Here is a 16,998-nt window from a genome sequence, read left to right on the forward strand (position 1 = left end):
TTGTTCGTCCCGAAATTCCCTGGTTCCCCCTTGACCATCCCGTGACTTTATCCTTAGGATGCAAAATGATAATCATTTTCAATACAAGGTGGTGTGATGCCCGATCAGCTCGCCTTCCCCCGCTCCGACAGCCTCAACGGCCCGGGCGGTACTCCGCCCGCCACCGTCGCCGACATGCGGGCCCAGATCTGCGAACTGACCGGACTGCCCAGCGAGGAGGTCGGTGACGACACCGACCTGCTGACCCTCGGCATGGACTCGATCTTCGTCATCCGCATGGCCGCCCTCATGCGGCGCTACGGCGTCCGCGTCGGCTACCGTGACCTCGCCGAGGCCCCCACACCGGCCGCGTGGTGGGCCCTCGCCCGGCAGGGCTCTGAGCAGGCCGGCCCCACCGGCCCCCGGCCCTCGGCGGACGTCGACCCCGACGCCCCCTTCCCTCTGGCCGTCATGCAGCACGCCTTCTGGGTCGGCCGTGACCCGGCCCAGGACCTCGGCGGCGTGGCCGCGCACCTGTACACCGAGCTCGACGCCCCCGGTCCCGACGGCGTAGACCCCCGGCGCCTGGAGGGGGCCGTCCGGCACCTGGTCCGCAGACACGGCATGCTCCGGGTGGTGATCGGCGCCGACGGCACCCAGCGCATCACCGAGGAGGGCCACTGGCCCGGCCTGACCGTCCACGACCTGCGCGGCCTGTCCGACGACGAGACCGACGCGCGCTTGGCGGAGATCCGCTCCGGCCTGTCCCACCGGATCATGGACATCGGCGCCGGGGAGGTCTTCGACGTCCAGCTCACCCTCCTGGGATCCGGCGCCACCCGCCTGCACGTCAACCTCGACATGGTCGCCGCGGACGCCTTCAGCCTGCGCACCCTGCTCGCCGACCTCCTGCACCACTACGAGCTCTCCGAGCAGCCCCTCCCCGAGATCTCCTACGGCTACCCCCACTACCTCGCCGACCGCGCCCAGGTCCGGCACGAGCGCCGGGAGGAGGCCAGGCAGTGGTGGCTCGACCGCCTCGACGACCTGCCCGGCGCACCCGAGCTCCCCGTGCGCTCCGACCGGGGGAGCACGCCCACGGTCACCCGGCGCCACCGACTGCTCACCCCCGAGGAGAAGCAGACTCTGCGCGGGCGTGCCCGCGCCCGGGGACTCACCCCCTCCATCGCTCTGGCCACCGCCTTCGCCGAGATCGTCGGCGCCTGGAGCGCCACCGACCGCTTCATCCTCAACCTGCCGGTCTTCGACCGCGAACCGCTGCACGAGGACGTCGACCGCCTGATCGGCGACTTCTCCAGCTCCGTCATGCTCGACGTCGACCTGTCCGCGCCCGCCTCCTTCGCCGAGCGCGCCCACGGCCTCCAGGACCGGCTGCGGGAGGCGTCGAGCCACGCCGAGTACACCGGCGTGGAGGTCCTGCGGGACATGAGCCGCGCCGCGGGGGGAGAACGCGTGCTCGCCCCCGTCGTCTACACCAGCGCGCTCGACCTGGGCGACCTGTTCAGCCCGCAGGTGCGGCGCGTCTTCGGGGAGCCGTCCTGGATCATCTCCCAGGGGCCCCAAGTGTGGCTGGACGCCCAGGTCACCGAGTTCAACGGAGGCGTCCTGGTCAACTGGGACGCACGTGACTCCGTCTTCCCGCCCGGCCTGCTGGACGCCATGTTCGACGCGTTCACCGCGTTGATGGACCGCCTCCTGACCACCGACGACGCCTGGACCGAGCAGGTGCCGGTCGAGCTGACCGCGGGCCAGAGCCGCGCCCGCGCCCTGGTGGGGGCCGCCGGTCCCGGCGCCACCGCCGAACCCGCGCCCGTGACCGAGTCCGCTCCGGCTCCTGCCGCCGCCGCCCGGGCCGTGCCCCTGCACGAGCGGTTCTTCGCCCTGGCCCGGGCCGAACCGGGCCGCACCGCCCTGATGTGGGACTTCGACGGCTCGATGACCTACGGTGAGCTCTCACTGCGCGCCCGCCGCCTGGCCTGTCTCCTGCGCGAGCGCGGGGTCGGCCCGGGCGACAGCGTCGGCGTCACCCTGCCCAAGAGCCCGGACCAGGCCGTCGCCGTGCTCGGCATCCTCGCCACCGGGGCCGCCTACGTGCCCTCGGGCGTGGAGGTACCGCCCGCCCGCCGTGCCCAGGTCCACCGCGCGGCCGGAGCCGCGCTCGTCGTCACCGACGAGGCGACCGCCGCCGGGGAGGGGCCCGAGGGCCTGTCGGCGGTGACCGTGGCCGACTCCGCGGACCACGAACCGCTGCCGGACCCGCTCCCCGCCGACCCCGAGTCCGTCATGTACGTGATCTTCACGTCCGGCTCCACGGGCGTTCCCAAGGGCGTGGCGGTCCCGCACCGGGCGGTCGCCAACACCGTCGACGGCGTCCAAGCGCTCTTCGACGTGGGCCCCGACGACCGCACGATCGCGCTGTCGGCGCTCGACTTCGACCTGTCCGCCTACGACCTGTTCGCCTTCCTCGCCTGCGGCGGCGGCGTCGTGGTCCCCGACCAGGCCCAGCGCAGGGACGCCGCGGCCTGGGCCGGACTCGTCCGCCACTGGGACGTCACCGTCCTGAGCTGCGTTCCCGCCCTGCTCGACATGCTCATCGTCGCCGGGGCCGAGGACGGCTTGGGCGACACCCTGCGTCTGGTCATGCTCGGCGGCGACTGGGTGACCGTGGACCTGCCGTCGCGTCTGCGCGCACTCGCCCCCGGCTGCCGCTTCGCGGGACTGGGAGGGATGACCGAGGCCGCCATCCACGCCACCGTGTGCGAGGTCGGCGAGGTCGACCCCGACTGGCGCGCGGTCCCCTACGGGCGGCCCCTGCCCGGCGTCACCTGCCGCGTGGCCGACTCCACCGGACGGGACCGCCCCGACTGGGTGCCCGGCGAACTGTGGGTCGGCGGACGGGGACTGGCCCACGGCTACCGGGGCGACCCGGAGCGCACCGCCGAGAAGTTCGTCGAGTACGACGGCCAGCGCTGGTACCGCACCGGCGACATGGCCCGCTACCGGCCCGACGGGACGATCGAGTTCCTCGGCCGCGCCGACCACCAGGTCAAGATCCGCGGCCACCGCATCGAACTCGGCGAGATCGAGTCGCTGCTCGCCCAGCACCCCCGGGTGGACCGGGCGATCGCCACCGTCGTCGAGCACGCCTCGCGCCAGCTGGCCGCGGCCGTGGTCGCGGACGAGGCCACCGAACCGGCCGAACTGCGCGCCTGGCTGGCCGAGCGGGTCCCGGGCTACATGGTGCCCGAGCACCTCGTCGTGCTGGACGCCTTCCCCATCACCTCCAACGGCAAGACCGACCGCAAGGCCCTCAGCCGGGTGCTCCAGGAACGGGGCGGTGGCGGTGACGCGTTCGAGGAGCCCGTCGGAGCGATCGAGCACGCCCTGGCCCGCCTGTGGCGCGACCTCCTGGACGCGCCGCGCGTGGGCCGCGACGACGGCTTCTTCGTCCTGGGCGGTGACAGCCTGCTCGCCACCCGCCTGATGCGCCGGCTCGGCGAGGCCGGACTGACGGGAGCCGAGCTCGTCGACCTCTTCCGCCGGCCTGTCCTGAAGGACTTCGCCGCACTCCTGGCCCCCGGCACCGCCGAGGCCCGCCCCGAGCTCCACGCCGACACGGAGCGGCGGCATGAGCCCTTCCCCCTCACCGACGTGCAGCGCGCCTTCTGGATCGGCCGCGACGAGCGGCTCCCCCTCGGCGGTGTCGGATCGCACTTCTACCTGGAATTCGACGGGGAGGACGTGGACACCGACCGCCTGGAACGGGCGTGGAACCGCCTCGTGAACCGGCACGAGATGCTGCGCGCGGTCATCGGCCCCGACGGCACCCAGCGCATCCTGCCCGAGGTCCCCGAGTACCGCATCGCCGTCACCGAGGCGGGCGACCGGCCAGAGACTGCCCTGCACCGGGCGCGCCAGTCCCGTTCGCACCACGTCGCCGACACCTCGGCCTGGCCGCTCTTCGACATCCGTGCGGTGCGCTACAAGCTCGGCCGACAGCACCGTACCCGGCTCCTGGTCGGGCTGGACAGCATCGTCATGGACGGCCGCAGCATCATGGTCCTGTACTCGGAGTGGGACCGCCTCCACCGCGACCCGGACGCGGAGCTGCCCCCGATCGGCTTGTCCTTCCGCGACTACGTGCTCCAGGCCGAACCCGACCCCGCCCGCCGCGAACGCGCCGAGGCGTACTGGCGCGAACGCGTCGGCGAGCTGCCGCCCGCGCCCGGCCTGCCCCTGGCCAAGGACCCCGCCAGCGTCCACGCACCCGTGTTCACCCGTCTGCACCACCGCGTCGACACCGATCGCTGGGAGGCGCTCAGGAACCGGGCCCGCGAACACGGGCTCACCCCCAGCGTGGTGCTGCTGGCCTGCTACACGGAGGTGCTGGCGCGCTGGAGCGCCGAGCGCGACCTGACGGTGAACCTCACCCTGTTCGACCGGCGCGACGTGCACCCCGACATCGACCGCGTCGTCGGCGACTTCGCCTCGCTACTGCTCGTGGGCCACGGCTCCGAGCCGGGGGAGGGCTTCGCCGACACCGCCCGGCGCCTGCAGGAGCGCCAAGCCCAGGACCTGTCCCACCGCGAGGCCTCGGGTGTGTGGATCCTGCGCGAACTGGCCCGGCGTTCCGGCGCTGCCTCCGCCGCCATGCCCGTGGTGTTCACCAGCGTCCTGGGCGTCGGCGACGACGAGGTGTCCCTCGACCTGTCGGAGGACTTCCCCGACCAGGTCTACGGCCTCACCCAGACGCCCCAGGTCTGGCTGGACAACAAGGTGGCGTCCGCTGGCGGCGGAGTCACCGTCGACTGGGACGCCGTGGACCAGCTCTTCCCCGAGGGGGTGCTCGACGCGATGTTCGACGACTACGTCGCCCTGGTCGAGCGCCTGGCCGACGCCGACACCGACTGGTCGGCGCCCGTGCCCGCGCTGCCGCCCTCCTGGCGCGAGCTGCGCGACGAGGCCCACGAGGCCGCACGCACCGTCCCGGCCCCGCGGCCCGCGGCTCCCGCGGAGCGAACCGGCGATCCCGACGCCCTGACTCCGGTCGAGCACTCCGTCGCCCGGATCTGGGCGGACCTGCTGGGAGTGGAGGGCGTGGGCCGCGACGACGGCTTCTTCGCCCTGGGCGGCGACAGCATCCTCGCGACCCGCCTCATGAGCAGGATGCGGGCCGAGGGGCTGGAGGGCGCCGAACTGGCCCGGCTGTTCATCGACCCGACCCTGGGCGGGTTCGCCGCCACCGTCACCCGCGGAGAGGCCGACCACGGCCCCGTCCTGCGCGCCGACCCCGAGCGGCGGCACGAGCCCTTCCCCCTCACCGACGTGCAGGCCGCCTACTGGCTCGGCCGGTCCGAGGACTTCGCGCTCGGCGGGATCGGCGCCCAGCTCTACAACGAGTACGAGTGGGACGGCCTGGACACCGACCGGCTGGAACGAGCGTGGAATCAGCTGATCGCCCGGCATGAGATGCTGCGCGCCGTCGTCTCACCCGACGGCACCCAGCGGATCCTGCCCGAGGTCCCCGAGTACCGCATCCCCGTCACCGACGCCGGGGACGACCTCGACGCCGCCCTGGAGGACGTCCGGGAGCGGATGTGCGGGCACGCCATCGACGCCGCCGCCTGGCCCCTGTTCGACATCCGGGTGGTCCGTGCGGCGGACGGCCGCGCCCACGTGGCCGTGGCCTTCGACAACCTCGTCACCGACGGGCTGAGCATCCTGGTGCTGTTCTCCGAGTGGCACCGGCTCTACGAGGACCCCGACGTCGAACTGCCCCCCGTCGGCGTCTCCTTCCGCGACTACGTCCTCAGCGCGGCGCCCACCCCCGAGGCACTGGAGGGGGCCCTGGCCTATTGGCGGGGACGCATGGCGCAACTGCCGCCCGGCCCCCGGCTCCCGCTGCGCACGACACCCGAGAGCGTGGGCCGACCCCGGTTCACCCGCCGTGAGGCGCGCCTGGACTCCCGCACCTGGAAGGCGGTCCGGGAGAAGGCCCGCGAACACGGGCTCACCCCCAGCGTGGTGCTGCTGGCCTGCTACACGGAGGTGCTGGGACGGTGGAGCGCCGAGCGCGACCTGACGGTGAACCTCACCCTGTTCGACCGGCGCGACGTGCACCCCGACATCGACCGCGTCGTCGGCGACTTCACCTCGCTGCTCCTGGTCGCCGACCGCCCCGAGCAGGGCGAGAGCCGTCTCGGCCGCGCCCGCAGGCTCCAGGAACAGGTCTGGCGCGACCTCGACCACCAGGACGTCTCCGCGGTACGGGTCCTGCGTGAACTCGCCAAGGAGAACGCCGGTCCGGCCGAGCCCGTCCCGGTCGTGTTCACCAGCATGCTCGGTGTGGACGACGACCTGGCGCGCTCCGTGCGCTGGCCCGATCTGACCCGGTCGCAGACCCCGCAGGTGTGGCTCGACCACCAGGTGATCGAGCTGCCCGACGGGCTGCTGCTGAGCTGGGACTCGGTGGACGAGCTGTTCCCGGAAGGGACGGTCGAGGCCATGCTGGAGGCCTACCACCGCCTCCTGGCGGAGCTGGCCGACGCCGACTGGGACGCGCCAGCCCCCGAAGGGCTCCCCGAACCCCAGCGGGCCGTCCGCGCGCGGGTCAACGACACCGCCGGACCCGACCCGCGCACCGTGCACTCCGGCCTGCTGCACGGCGGCTTCTTCGACCAGGCCGAACGCGACCCCGACCGCCCCGCCCTGCTGTGGGGTGAGGACGGGGCGATGGCCTACGGGGAGCTGGCGCGCTGGACCCTGCGGATCGCGGCCCTGCTCGCCGACCACGGGGTGCGCCCGGGTGACCCGGTCGCGGTGAGCCTGCCCAAGGGCCCGGCCCAGGTCGCCGCCCTGCTCGGCGTCCTCGCCGCGGGAGGGGCCTACGTGCCCGTCGCCGTGGACCAGCCGTCCGTGCGGAGGAAACGCATACTGGCCACCGCGGATGCCGCCGTCCTACTGCACGACGGCACCGCGGAACCGGGCGGCGGGGACGGTGGCGGCTCCGCCCCCACCCCCGTCGACGTCGCCGACGCCGAGCGGTGCCGGCCCCTGGACGCACCCGTGCCGACACGGCCCGACGCCCTGGCCTACGTCATCTTCACGTCCGGCTCCACCGGTGAGCCCAAGGGAGTGGAAATCACCCACGAGAGCGCCGTCAACACCCTCGACGACGTCCTCTCCCGCTACGGCGTGACCGGCCGGGACCGTGTGCTCGCGGTGTCGGCCGCCGACTTCGACCTGTCCGTCTTCGACGTCTTTGGCCTGCTCTCCGCAGGCGGCGGCGTCGCCCTGATCGAAGAGGAGGACCGCCGTGACCCGCAACGATGGCTGGAGCTGGCGCACCGCCACGGCGTGACGGTCTGGAACTCGGTCCCCGCCGTGCTCGACATGCTCCTGACCGCCGCCGAGAGCGGCCCCGGCTTGCCGAAGGCACTGCGGCTCGCCCTCGTCTCCGGCGACTGGGTCGGCGTGGACCTACCCGGACGCCTGGCCGAGGCCACCTCCGGACACTGCCGCCTCATCGCCCTGGGCGGCGCCACGGAGGCCTCCATTTGGTCCAACGCCTTCGACACCGCTGACCTTGCCCCGGAGTGGACCTCCGTCCCCTACGGACACCCGCTGCGCAACCAGCGTTTCCGTGTCACCGACGGCCAGGGCTGTGACCGTCCCGACTGGGTGACCGGTGAGTTGTGGATCGGCGGCACCGGCGTGGCCCGCGGTTACCGCGGCGACCCGGAGCTGACCGCGGCCAGATTCGTCGAACACGACGGCCTGCGCTGGTACCGGACCGGAGACCTGGGCCGGTACTGGCCGGACGGGACCCTGGAGTTCCTCGGACGCCAGGACGGCCAGGTCAAGATCCGCGGCCACCGCGTGGAGCTCGGCGAGATCGAGGCCGCCGCGGCCGCGCACCCGGCCGTGGCCAGGGCGGTGTGCGTCGCGGTCGGCGACCGCGACTCCAAGCGCCTGGTCGCGTTCGTCCAGCCGGACGGACCCGCGGGCGCGACGGTGCTGGCCGAACTGCCCGGCTTCCTCGCCGACCGGCTCCCGGCCCACGCCGTTCCCGACATCGTGCCCGTGGCCGACCTCCCATTGACCGACAACGGCAAGGTCGACCGGGCCCAGCTCGTCGAACGCGCCGGACCAGCGCAGCCGCCACGGCCGGCCGAACCGCCCCGGACCGAGACCGAACACGCGCTCGCCGACGTGTGGGGCCAGGTCCTGGGCCGCGCACCGGCCGGCCGCACCGACAACTTTTTCACCCTCGGCGGGGACTCGCTGGCGGCCACTCGCCTGATCCAGCAGGCCGACCGCGCCTTCGGAACCACGCTCCGGCTGCGCGCGTTCTTCGCCGACCCCACGGTCGCGGCCATGGCCGAGGAGATCGACCACCAACGGAACTCGGCCGACGCCGAGGAAGGGGCACTGTGAACGTCAGCGCACTGGTAGGAGAACTCCAGCAGCTGGGCGTACGCCTGTGGGCCGACGAGGGCACACTGCGCTTCCGCGCGCCCAGGGGCGTGCTCACCGAGGAGCGGCGGGACCAGCTCACCCAGCACAAGGCGGCCCTCCTGGAGTACCTGGCCCGGGACCCGCTGGAGGGCTCCCTGGTCCCGGACCCCGAGCACCGCCACGACCCCTTCCCCCTCACCCAGGTGCAGTCCTCCTACCTGCTCGGACGCCACCAGGCTTACGCCTACGGCGGCGTGGCCTGCGTCAGCTACCTGGAGATCGCCTTCCCCGGGATCGACCCCGGGCGCCTCGCCGACGCCTGGCGCGTGCTCGTGCGCCGCCACGACATGCTGCGCGCCGTCGTGCACGGCGACGGCCACCAGCGTGTCCTGCCCGAAGTCCCCGACTACGACGTCCCGGTGAGCGACCTGCGCGGTGCCACGCCTGAACGGGTCCGGGAGCACCTGGACGCCCAGCGCGACCAACTCACCGGCCGCCTGGGCGAGACCGACCAGTGGCCGCTGTTCGCCCTGCGCGTCACCCGCACCGACGACGACGCCGTCCTGCACCTGGCGGTGGAGCTCCTGGTCATCGACGCCGCCAGCCTGCGCACACTCCTGGCCGAGCTTGACGCCCTCGTACGCGGTGCGGACACCGGGCGCGCCGCCCCCGGCGAGCAGGACCCCACCTTCCGCGACTACGTGCTCGCCGAGCAGGGCGCGCGCGGCGGCCCGCACCACGAACGCGACCGCGACTACTGGATGGCGCGGTTGGACGAGCTGCCGTCCGCACCGGACCTGCCCACCGCCGACGGCCTCGCCCCGACCGGGCCCGTGCGCTTCGACCGCCTCCACCGCCACCTGTCCGAAACCGACTTGGCGGGGTTGCGCGAGCGGGCCGCCGCCCACGGCGTGACCCCCTCCGCCGCGGTGCTCGGAGCCTACGCCGAGACCGTCGGCCGGTGGAGCCGCCACCGGCGGTTCACCCTCAACCTCCCGCTGTTCAACCGCTTGCCGCTGCACGAGCGGGTCAACTCCCTGATCGGCGACTTCACCTCCGTGAACCTGCTCGCCGTCGACCTGGACAAGGCGGACACCTTCACCGACCGGGTCCGCCTGATCTCCGACCGCCTCTTCGACGACCTCGACCACCGGTTGTTCACCGGCGTGGACGTGTTGTCCGAGCTGACCCGCCGCCAGGGCTCGCCCGCGCTCATGCCGGTGGTGTTCACCAGCACACTCGGGATGGACGCGGGCGCGGAGGCCGAACGCCCCCTGGGCCGGATCCTGCGCGGCCTCACGCAGACACCGCAGGTCTGGCTCGACTGCCAGGTGACCGAACACGAGGGCGGACTCCTACTCGGCTGGGACGTACGCCGGGGCGTGTTCGAGCAGGGCCTGGCCGAGGCCGCCTTCGGGGCCTTCGCCGACCTCGTGGCGCGGCTGGCCACTGGGGACGAGGCGTGGCGGGCGCGTTACCCCGTCGCGCTGCCCGCAGCACAGCGCGACCGCCGCCGACGTGCCAACGACACCCGCGCCGAACGGGTCGAGCGGCTGCTGCACACGCCGGTCCTGGCCCGTGCGGAGACCGACCCCGGCGCGCCCGCCGTGGTCGCCGGCGCCGGCGTGCTCACCTTCGCGGAACTGGCCGCGCGCGCCACCACCACCGCCGGGCTGCTGCGCGAGGCCGGATGCGTTCCGGGCGAGCGGGTCGCCGTCGTGATGGAAAAGAGCCCCGACCAGGTCGTCGCCGTGCTCGCGATCCTGCTCACCGGGGGCGTCTACCTGCCTTGCGACTCGGCCTGGCCCACCGCCCGGCGCGACCGGGTCCTGGGCGACGCCGGGGTACGCCTGGCCCTGACACGGGAGGCGGACGAGGCCGACCGTGACCTGCCCGCCGGTGTGTGCTCCGTACGCGCCGACACCGCGCCGGGGCGGACACCCGCCGCCCCGGACACTCTCACCGAGGTGCCCGCCCCGGGCACGGATCCGGGCGACCCCGCCTACGTCATCTACACCTCCGGCTCCACCGGCTCGCCCAAGGGCGTAGTGATCAGCCACCGGGCCGCCGCCAACACCGTCGACGACGTCAACCGCCGCTTCGGAGTCGGCCCCGGCGACCGCGTGTGCGGCATCGCTGAACTCGGCTTCGACCTGTCGGTGTGGGACGTCTTCGGCGTCCTCAGCGCGGGCGGCACCCTCGTCCTGCCCGACCCCGACCGACGGGGTGACCCCTCCCACTGGGCGCACCTGGTCCGGGAACACCGGATCACCCTGTGGAACACCGTTCCGGCCCAGCTCCAGATGCTTCAGGACTACCTGGACACCGCCCCGGACGCCGACGCGTCCTCGCTGCGGCTGGCCCTGCTCTCCGGCGACTGGATCCCCGTCGACCTGCCCGACCGTGTCCGCGCCCACCTGCCCGGACTCCGGATCGTCAGCCTCGGAGGGGCGACCGAGGCCGCCATCTGGTCCATCTGGCACCCGATCGGTCAGGTCGACCCGGCCTGGCGCAGCATCCCCTACGGCACCCCGCTGGAGAACCAGACCTTCCACGTCCTCGACGACACTCTCCAGGACCGCCCCGAGCTTGTACCCGGCGAACTCCACATCGGCGGAACCGGCCTGGCCGAGGGCTACCTCGGCGACGAGCGGCGCACCGCCGAGCGCTTCATCACCCATCCCGTCACCGGGCAGCGCCTGTACCGCACCGGAGACCTGGGCCGCTACCGCTCCGACGGCAGCATCGAGTTCCTCGGCCGAGAGGACACCCAGGTCAAGATCCGCGGCCACCGCGTGGAGCTCGGTGAGATCGAGGCCGCACTGCGCGCACACCCCGCGGTCGCCGACGCCGCGGTGCTGGCCGACGGCGATCGCGGAGCCGCCCGCCTGGCGGGCTTCGCCGAGGCTCTGGTGAGCGCGCCGGGCGCCTGCGGTCTTCCCGACACCGCCCCCGTCCTGTCCGCCGCGCGAGCGGCGGCCGACCGGGTGGAGGCCGAGATCGACAGTGACGACTTCACCGCCCTGATGCGCGCGGTCGACGAGGTCGCCGTCACTGCGATGGCCGCACGGCTGCGCGCTGACGGTCTCTTCACCGACCCGGAGGCCGGACACGACATTCCCGCCATCGCCGAGGCCACCGGCGTCGCGGCCTCCCAGAGCGGGCTGCTGCGCAGGTGGATGGGGGCGCTCGTGCACGCGGGCGCCGTTTCCCTCGACGAGGCCACCGGCCGCTACCGCGGGCTCGTGGACGCCGACGCGCCGGCCGTCGAACGCGCCTGGGAGCGGGTCTTCGACCTGAACGAGCAGGTGGGTTACGGCAAGGAGACCCTGGACTACATCCGCACGTGCGCCGACCGGCTGGACGAGCTCGTCCGGGGCACCCTGGACGTACGTGAGCTGCTGTTCCCCGACGGCCGCGTCGGTGCGGCGGGCGCGGTCTACCGCGACAACCTCGTCGGGCACAGTGTGCACCGGATCGTCATCGACAGCGTCCGGGCCATCGCCGGGCAGCAGGGGAACCGGCGGCTGCGCGTCCTGGAGGTCGGGGCGGGTATCGGCGGCACGAGCACCGAGTTGATCCCCGCGCTCGCCGAGTTCGAACCCGACTACCGGTTCACCGACCTGTCGGAGTTCTTCCTCGGCGAGGCGCGCACCGCCTTCGCCGCCTACCCCTGGGTCCGCTACGGCCGTTTCGACATCAACGCCGACGCGCGCTCCCAGGGCACCCCTCCCAACAGCGCCGACGTCATCCTGTGCGCCAACGTGCTGCACAACTCCCGGAACGCGGGGGAGGTGCTCGCCCGCCTGCGCGAGGTCCTGGCCCCCGGCGGGTGGCTGGTTTTCCTGGAACCCACCAAGCAGCACAACTACCCGTTGCTGGTGTCCATGGAGTTCGAGTTCTTCAGCGAGCTCACCCGCTTCACCGACCTGCGTCAGGACACCGACCAGGCGTTCCTCACCCGGGACCAGTGGATGGGGCTGCTCACGGAGGCGGGCGCGGACGAGGCGGTGTGCCTGCCGCCTGCCGACCACGCCCTGTCCTCCTCCGGCCAGGGGGTCTTCGTGGCGCGTTTCAACACCGACCGCCACCTCACCACCACCGAGGACCTCGCGGCCCACCTGTCAGAACAGGTTCCCGCACACATGGTGCCCGCCCACCTGGAACTGGTCGACGCCCTGCCTCGCTCGGCCAACGGCAAGACCGACCGGGCCGCGCTGGCCGGCTGGCTACCCGACCGCGACGGCGCGGGCGAGCCCGAGGAGGTTGAGGAACCCGCCGACGACCTGGAACAGCGCATCGCGGACCTGTGGTCCGAGATGCTCGGGGCCGAGCGGGTCGGGCGCGACCAGGACTTTTACTCCCTGGGCGGGGACTCCCTCCTGCTCTCGCGCATGGTGGGCCGACTCAGGGAACGCGAACCGGAGGCCGCGGCGCTGGAGTGGCAGGAGCTGCTGCGCCAGATGCTGCGCGACGCCACCATCCGGGGCCTTGCCGACCACCTGCGTGCGACCCGGGGCACCGTACCGGGCGCCCCACGGGAAGCACCGTCACCCCTGATCCGCCTCACTCCGCGCACCGCGCGCGCCGATGGCGCGGCGGCGGCACCCCTGGTGCTCGTGCACGGCGGCACCGGCACCCTCCAGCCCTACAGCCCGCTCCTGCCGCACCTGCGGTCGCTGTACCCGGGCGACCTGATCGGGCTGGAGATCGAGGACATGGACCGCTACCTGGACCTGCCCCCCGAAACGGTCGTCGACCGGCTCGCAGCCGACTACACCCGGGAGCTGCTGCGCACCGGAGACCGGTTCCGCATCGCCGGTTACTGCGTCGGCGGGCTCCTGGCCGCCGAGGTCGCGCGTGGCCTCACCGAGGCGGGCGCCACCGTCGAGGACCTGACCGTCATCAGCTCCTACCAGCCGCCCGCCGTCCACGACGAGTCGATGGTCGAGTACGTCTTCGCCCTGTCCGTGGGTGCGGACCTGGCCGCGGCCGGACTGCCTGCCGACGCCGACCGGTGCGCCGCCGCTATTCGCTCCGTACTGGAGCGCACACCCGACCGGATACCGGCCGGGGCTCTGGCCGCCCTGGACGGCCCCCACGAGGCCGTGGGCGCCGCCTTCCGCGCCCACGAGAGCCGTGATTCGGACGAGCGCCTGTCGGCTCTGCACCGCGCCGCCACCGGGGGAGGGGCCTACAACTCCGGCCGCCACTCCCTGGAGGAGTTCACCCGCTACTTCGGCGTGTTCCGCCAGAGCATGCACGCGGTGTCGCGGCACCGCCCCGCCCCCTACGCCGGGCGGGTGACGCTGCTGCGCAACAGCGAGTCCTCCACCCTGCTCCCCGGGACCCGCGCCGACGTCGCCGCGTTCTGGCAGGGCGTCTGCGTGGGCGGACCGACCGTCCACGACATCCCCGGCGACCACTTCGGATGCGTGTCGGCCGAGCACGCGCCCGACCTGGGCGCCCGCCTGGCCGGTGCGTCCGTGCCCGGAGGCGGCCAGTGACCGGCCCGGGCACCGTCGCGGTGCTGGGCGCCACCGGAATCGTGGGCCGGGCCGCACTGGACCTGCTCCGCCGGCTGGGGGTCACCGACCTGCGCGCCGGGGCGCGCGACCCCGAACGGCTCCGGCTGGTCGCCGCGGAGACCGGGGCCCGAGCGGTCCCGGCCGACGCCGACGACCCGGCCTCGCTCGCCGCTTTCTGCGAGGGCGCCCGCCTGGTGCTCAACTGCGCGGGCCCCTCCTACCTCCTGCTGGACCGGGTGGCGCGGGCCGCGCTCGGCGCGGGCGCCGACTACGTCGACGTGTCCGGCGACGGACCCGCCCACCGCCTTCTCGGCGGGACCGACCTCCTCGAAGGGGGACGCGTCGCCGTCCTGTCCGCCGGGATGCTCCCCGGCCTGGCCAACCTCGTCCCCGCCCACCTGGGCGGCGACGACCTGTCCGGGGCCCGGCTGCGCGTGTACGCCGGGGGTATCGAACGGTTCAGCCCCGCCGCGGCCGGCGACCTGGTGCTCTCGGTGGACGGCGCCGACGGCACCGGAGGCGACCACTGGTACGGCGAGGCCCTGGCCGCCTGGCGCGGCGGGCGCCGCGTCCCGCGCGCCCTGTCGGCGGAGGAGGACACCGAGGTCCCCTACTTCCCGGGGCGGGTCACGGTGATGCCTTACCTCACCGCGGACTGCGAACGGCTGGCACGGTCGGCAGGCCTGGCCTCCCTGGAGTGGTTCAACGTCTTCACCGGCCCCCAGTTGCGGCCCGCGCTGGGACGCCTGCGCGGACACGTCTCCAGGGACCCCGCAGCCCTGGCCGCGGCGGTGGAACAGGTCCGGGCCGCCGGGGAGCTCGACCTCGGGCACAACAACCCCTACTACCTCATGGCCTTCACCCTCACCACGCCCGAGGTCACCCGCACGGCGGTGCTGCGCACTCCGAGCAGCTTCCGCCTGACCGCCGCCACGGCCGTCCTGGCTGCGCGGTCCGTGCTCGACGGAGCGGTGCCGCCGGGCCTCCACTTCGCCGACGAGGTCCTCGACCCGGGACCGACCCTGCACGGCGCCCGGCGGCTGGGCACCCTGCCCCTGCTGGACGTCCACGACCACGACGGCGGCGACCACGCCCTCCCGATCGAGGAAGGAAGCCTTTGACCACCCAACCCGACCGCCCCAGGACCGTCGTGTGCGGCACATCCTTCGGCCGTGTCTACCTCCAGGCGGTGCACGAGGCACCCGACCTCGAACTGTCCGGAATCCTGTCCCGCGGCAGCGCGGCCTCCCGCGACCTGGCCGACTCCTACGGGGTCCCCTCCTACACCGACGTGGACGAACTGCCCGACGACACCGACATCGCCTGCGTGGTCGTCCGCGCCTCGGTGGCGGGCGGCGCGGGCTCCGAACTCTCCCGGCGCCTCCTCGGCCGGGGCGTCCACGTCCTTCAGGAACACCTGCTCCACCCCGAGGAGCTGGTCGCGTGCCTGCGTGCCTCCCACGAGTCCAAGGCACGCTTTCGGGTCAACGCCTTCTACCCGCACCTGGCGGCCGTCCGCCGCTTCCTTGACGCGGCCCGCCTGCTCCGCGAGAGGCAGCGGCCCCTGTTCGTCGACGCCGCAGCCGGAGGCCAGGTCCTCTACCCCCTGATCGACGTCATGGGCCGCGCCCTCGGCGGGTTCCGGCCCTGGCGGTTCGCCGATCCCGACCCCGTCCCGGCGGACCTGGAGGCGCTGTCCGACACCGCTGCCCCCTACACCCACCTGCACGGGGTCGTCGGCGGCACACCGGTGTCCCTGCGGGTGCAGAACCAGATCGCCCCCTCCGACCCCGACAACCACGCCCTGCTCCTGCACCGGCTCTCCGTCGCTTTCGAGGGCGGCGTGCTCACCCTGGCCGACACCCACGGGCCCGTGCTGTGGAGCCCGCGCATGCACAGCGAACGCGACGGCACCGGTCGGCTCATCATGGCCGGCCCCGGCACCGAGCGCCTCGCCGTGCCCAGCACCGAACCGCTGGGTCCCGCCTCCGGGCCCGCCTACCACGACGTGTTCGACCAGGAATGGCCCGGCGCGGTGCGCACCGCCCTGGGTGAGCTGCGCGCCGACGCCGACGACCCCGTCCGCGCCGCGGCGGCCGACCAGTGGGCGCTGACCGTGACCGACGTCTGGCACGACGTCTCCGGCCGGATCGGCCCGCCCGTGCTCCTGGACCCGCCGACCCCCGAACCGGTGCCCCTGCCCGACCTGTTCGCGGAGCGGGCCGCGCAGACGGCACCGGAAGGGAGCCGGGTATGAGCCCCCGTACCGACCGGTGGCTGCGCTGCCACCGGCCCCGCCCCTCGGCCGCGCTCACCCTGGTGTGCTTCCCCCACGCGGGCGGCTCGGCGAGCGCCTACCGGGCCTGGCCCGACCTCCTCGGCCCCGGGGTCGAGGTGCACGCGGTGCAGTACCCCGGCCGCGAGGACCGCCTCACCGAACCCCTCGTGGACCGCATGGACACCACCGTCGACCGCGTCACCACCGAGATCGCGCCGCTGACCGCGCGCCCCTACGCCCTCTTCGGCCACAGCATGGGCGGCGCGGTCGCCTACGAGACCGCCCTGCGCCTGCGCGACCTGGGCTTCGCGCAGCCCGAGCACCTGTTCGTCTCGGGCCGCCAGCCGCCCGAGCACCACCGCCATGGGGACCTGCACACCCGCGGCGAACAGGCGATGGCCGAGGAGATCGTCCGGCTCAACCCCGACAGCGCCGCGCTGCTGGAGGACCGCGAGCTCGCCGCGATCGTCCTGCCGGCCATGGGCAACGACTACAAGCTGATCGAGACCTACGCGCCGCGCCGGGCCGCCCCGCTCGACTGCCCGATCACCGCCCTGGTCGGCGACAAGGACACCGAACTGACCACGGCCCAGGCCCGCGACTGGGCCCACCGCACCCGGGGAGAGGGGTGCACCGTGGAGCTTCCCGGCGACCACTTCTACCTCGTCGAGCACCGCGCCGCCGTCACCGGCATCGTGGCCGACGCCCTGGGGCGGCCGATCCGATGACCCCCGC

At 73.7% G+C, this 16,998-nt stretch carries 5 protein-coding genes; all 5 read left to right on the plus strand.

Annotation, left to right across the window (positions count from 1 at the left end):
• The first annotated feature begins 96 nt into the window (after nt 1-96).
• From D457_RS32025 to D457_RS0107085, 5 genes are read left to right on the plus strand one after another with little or no spacing between them, the layout of a single operon-like run.
• Nucleotides 97-8,436, plus strand: a complete 8,340-nt coding sequence (locus D457_RS32025; RefSeq protein WP_017579947.1) for a non-ribosomal peptide synthetase — start codon at nt 97-99, stop codon at nt 8,434-8,436.
• Nucleotides 8,433-13,964, plus strand: a complete 5,532-nt coding sequence (locus D457_RS0107070) for a non-ribosomal peptide synthetase (RefSeq protein WP_017579948.1) — start codon at nt 8,433-8,435, stop codon at nt 13,962-13,964. Before D457_RS32025 ends, D457_RS0107070 begins: the two co-directional genes overlap by 4 nt.
• Nucleotides 13,961-15,106 (plus strand): saccharopine dehydrogenase NADP-binding domain-containing protein, encoded by a 1,146-nt coding sequence (locus tag D457_RS0107075; protein WP_017579949.1) that lies wholly within the window; start codon nt 13,961-13,963, stop codon nt 15,104-15,106. The genes D457_RS0107070 and D457_RS0107075 overlap by 4 nt, the downstream gene beginning before the upstream one ends.
• Nucleotides 15,103-16,242 carry a Gfo/Idh/MocA family oxidoreductase gene (locus tag D457_RS0107080; RefSeq protein ID WP_017579950.1) on the plus strand — a complete coding sequence of 380 codons (1,140 nt, stop codon included), beginning with the start codon at nt 15,103-15,105 and terminating at the stop codon, nt 16,240-16,242. The genes D457_RS0107075 and D457_RS0107080 overlap by 4 nt, the downstream gene beginning before the upstream one ends.
• Entirely contained in the window at nt 16,239-16,991 is a 753-nt protein-coding gene (locus D457_RS0107085) for a thioesterase II family protein (protein ID WP_017579951.1), read from the plus strand. The genes D457_RS0107080 and D457_RS0107085 overlap by 4 nt, the downstream gene beginning before the upstream one ends.
• Nucleotides 16,992-16,998 lie beyond the last annotated feature (7 nt).

Source organism: Nocardiopsis valliformis DSM 45023 (assembly GCF_000340985.1).
GTDB classification, from domain to species: domain Bacteria; phylum Actinomycetota; class Actinomycetes; order Streptosporangiales; family Streptosporangiaceae; genus Nocardiopsis; species Nocardiopsis exhalans.

Bases quoted from the DNA above. Each gene is read 5' to 3' on its own strand.
- D457_RS32025 (WP_017579947.1), top strand. From the start codon at position 97: ATGCCCGATCAGCTCGCCTTCCCCCGCTCCGACAGCCTCAACGGCCCG.
- D457_RS0107085 (WP_017579951.1), top strand. From the start codon at position 16,239: ATGAGCCCCCGTACCGACCGGTGGCTGCGCTGCCACCGGCCCCGCCCC.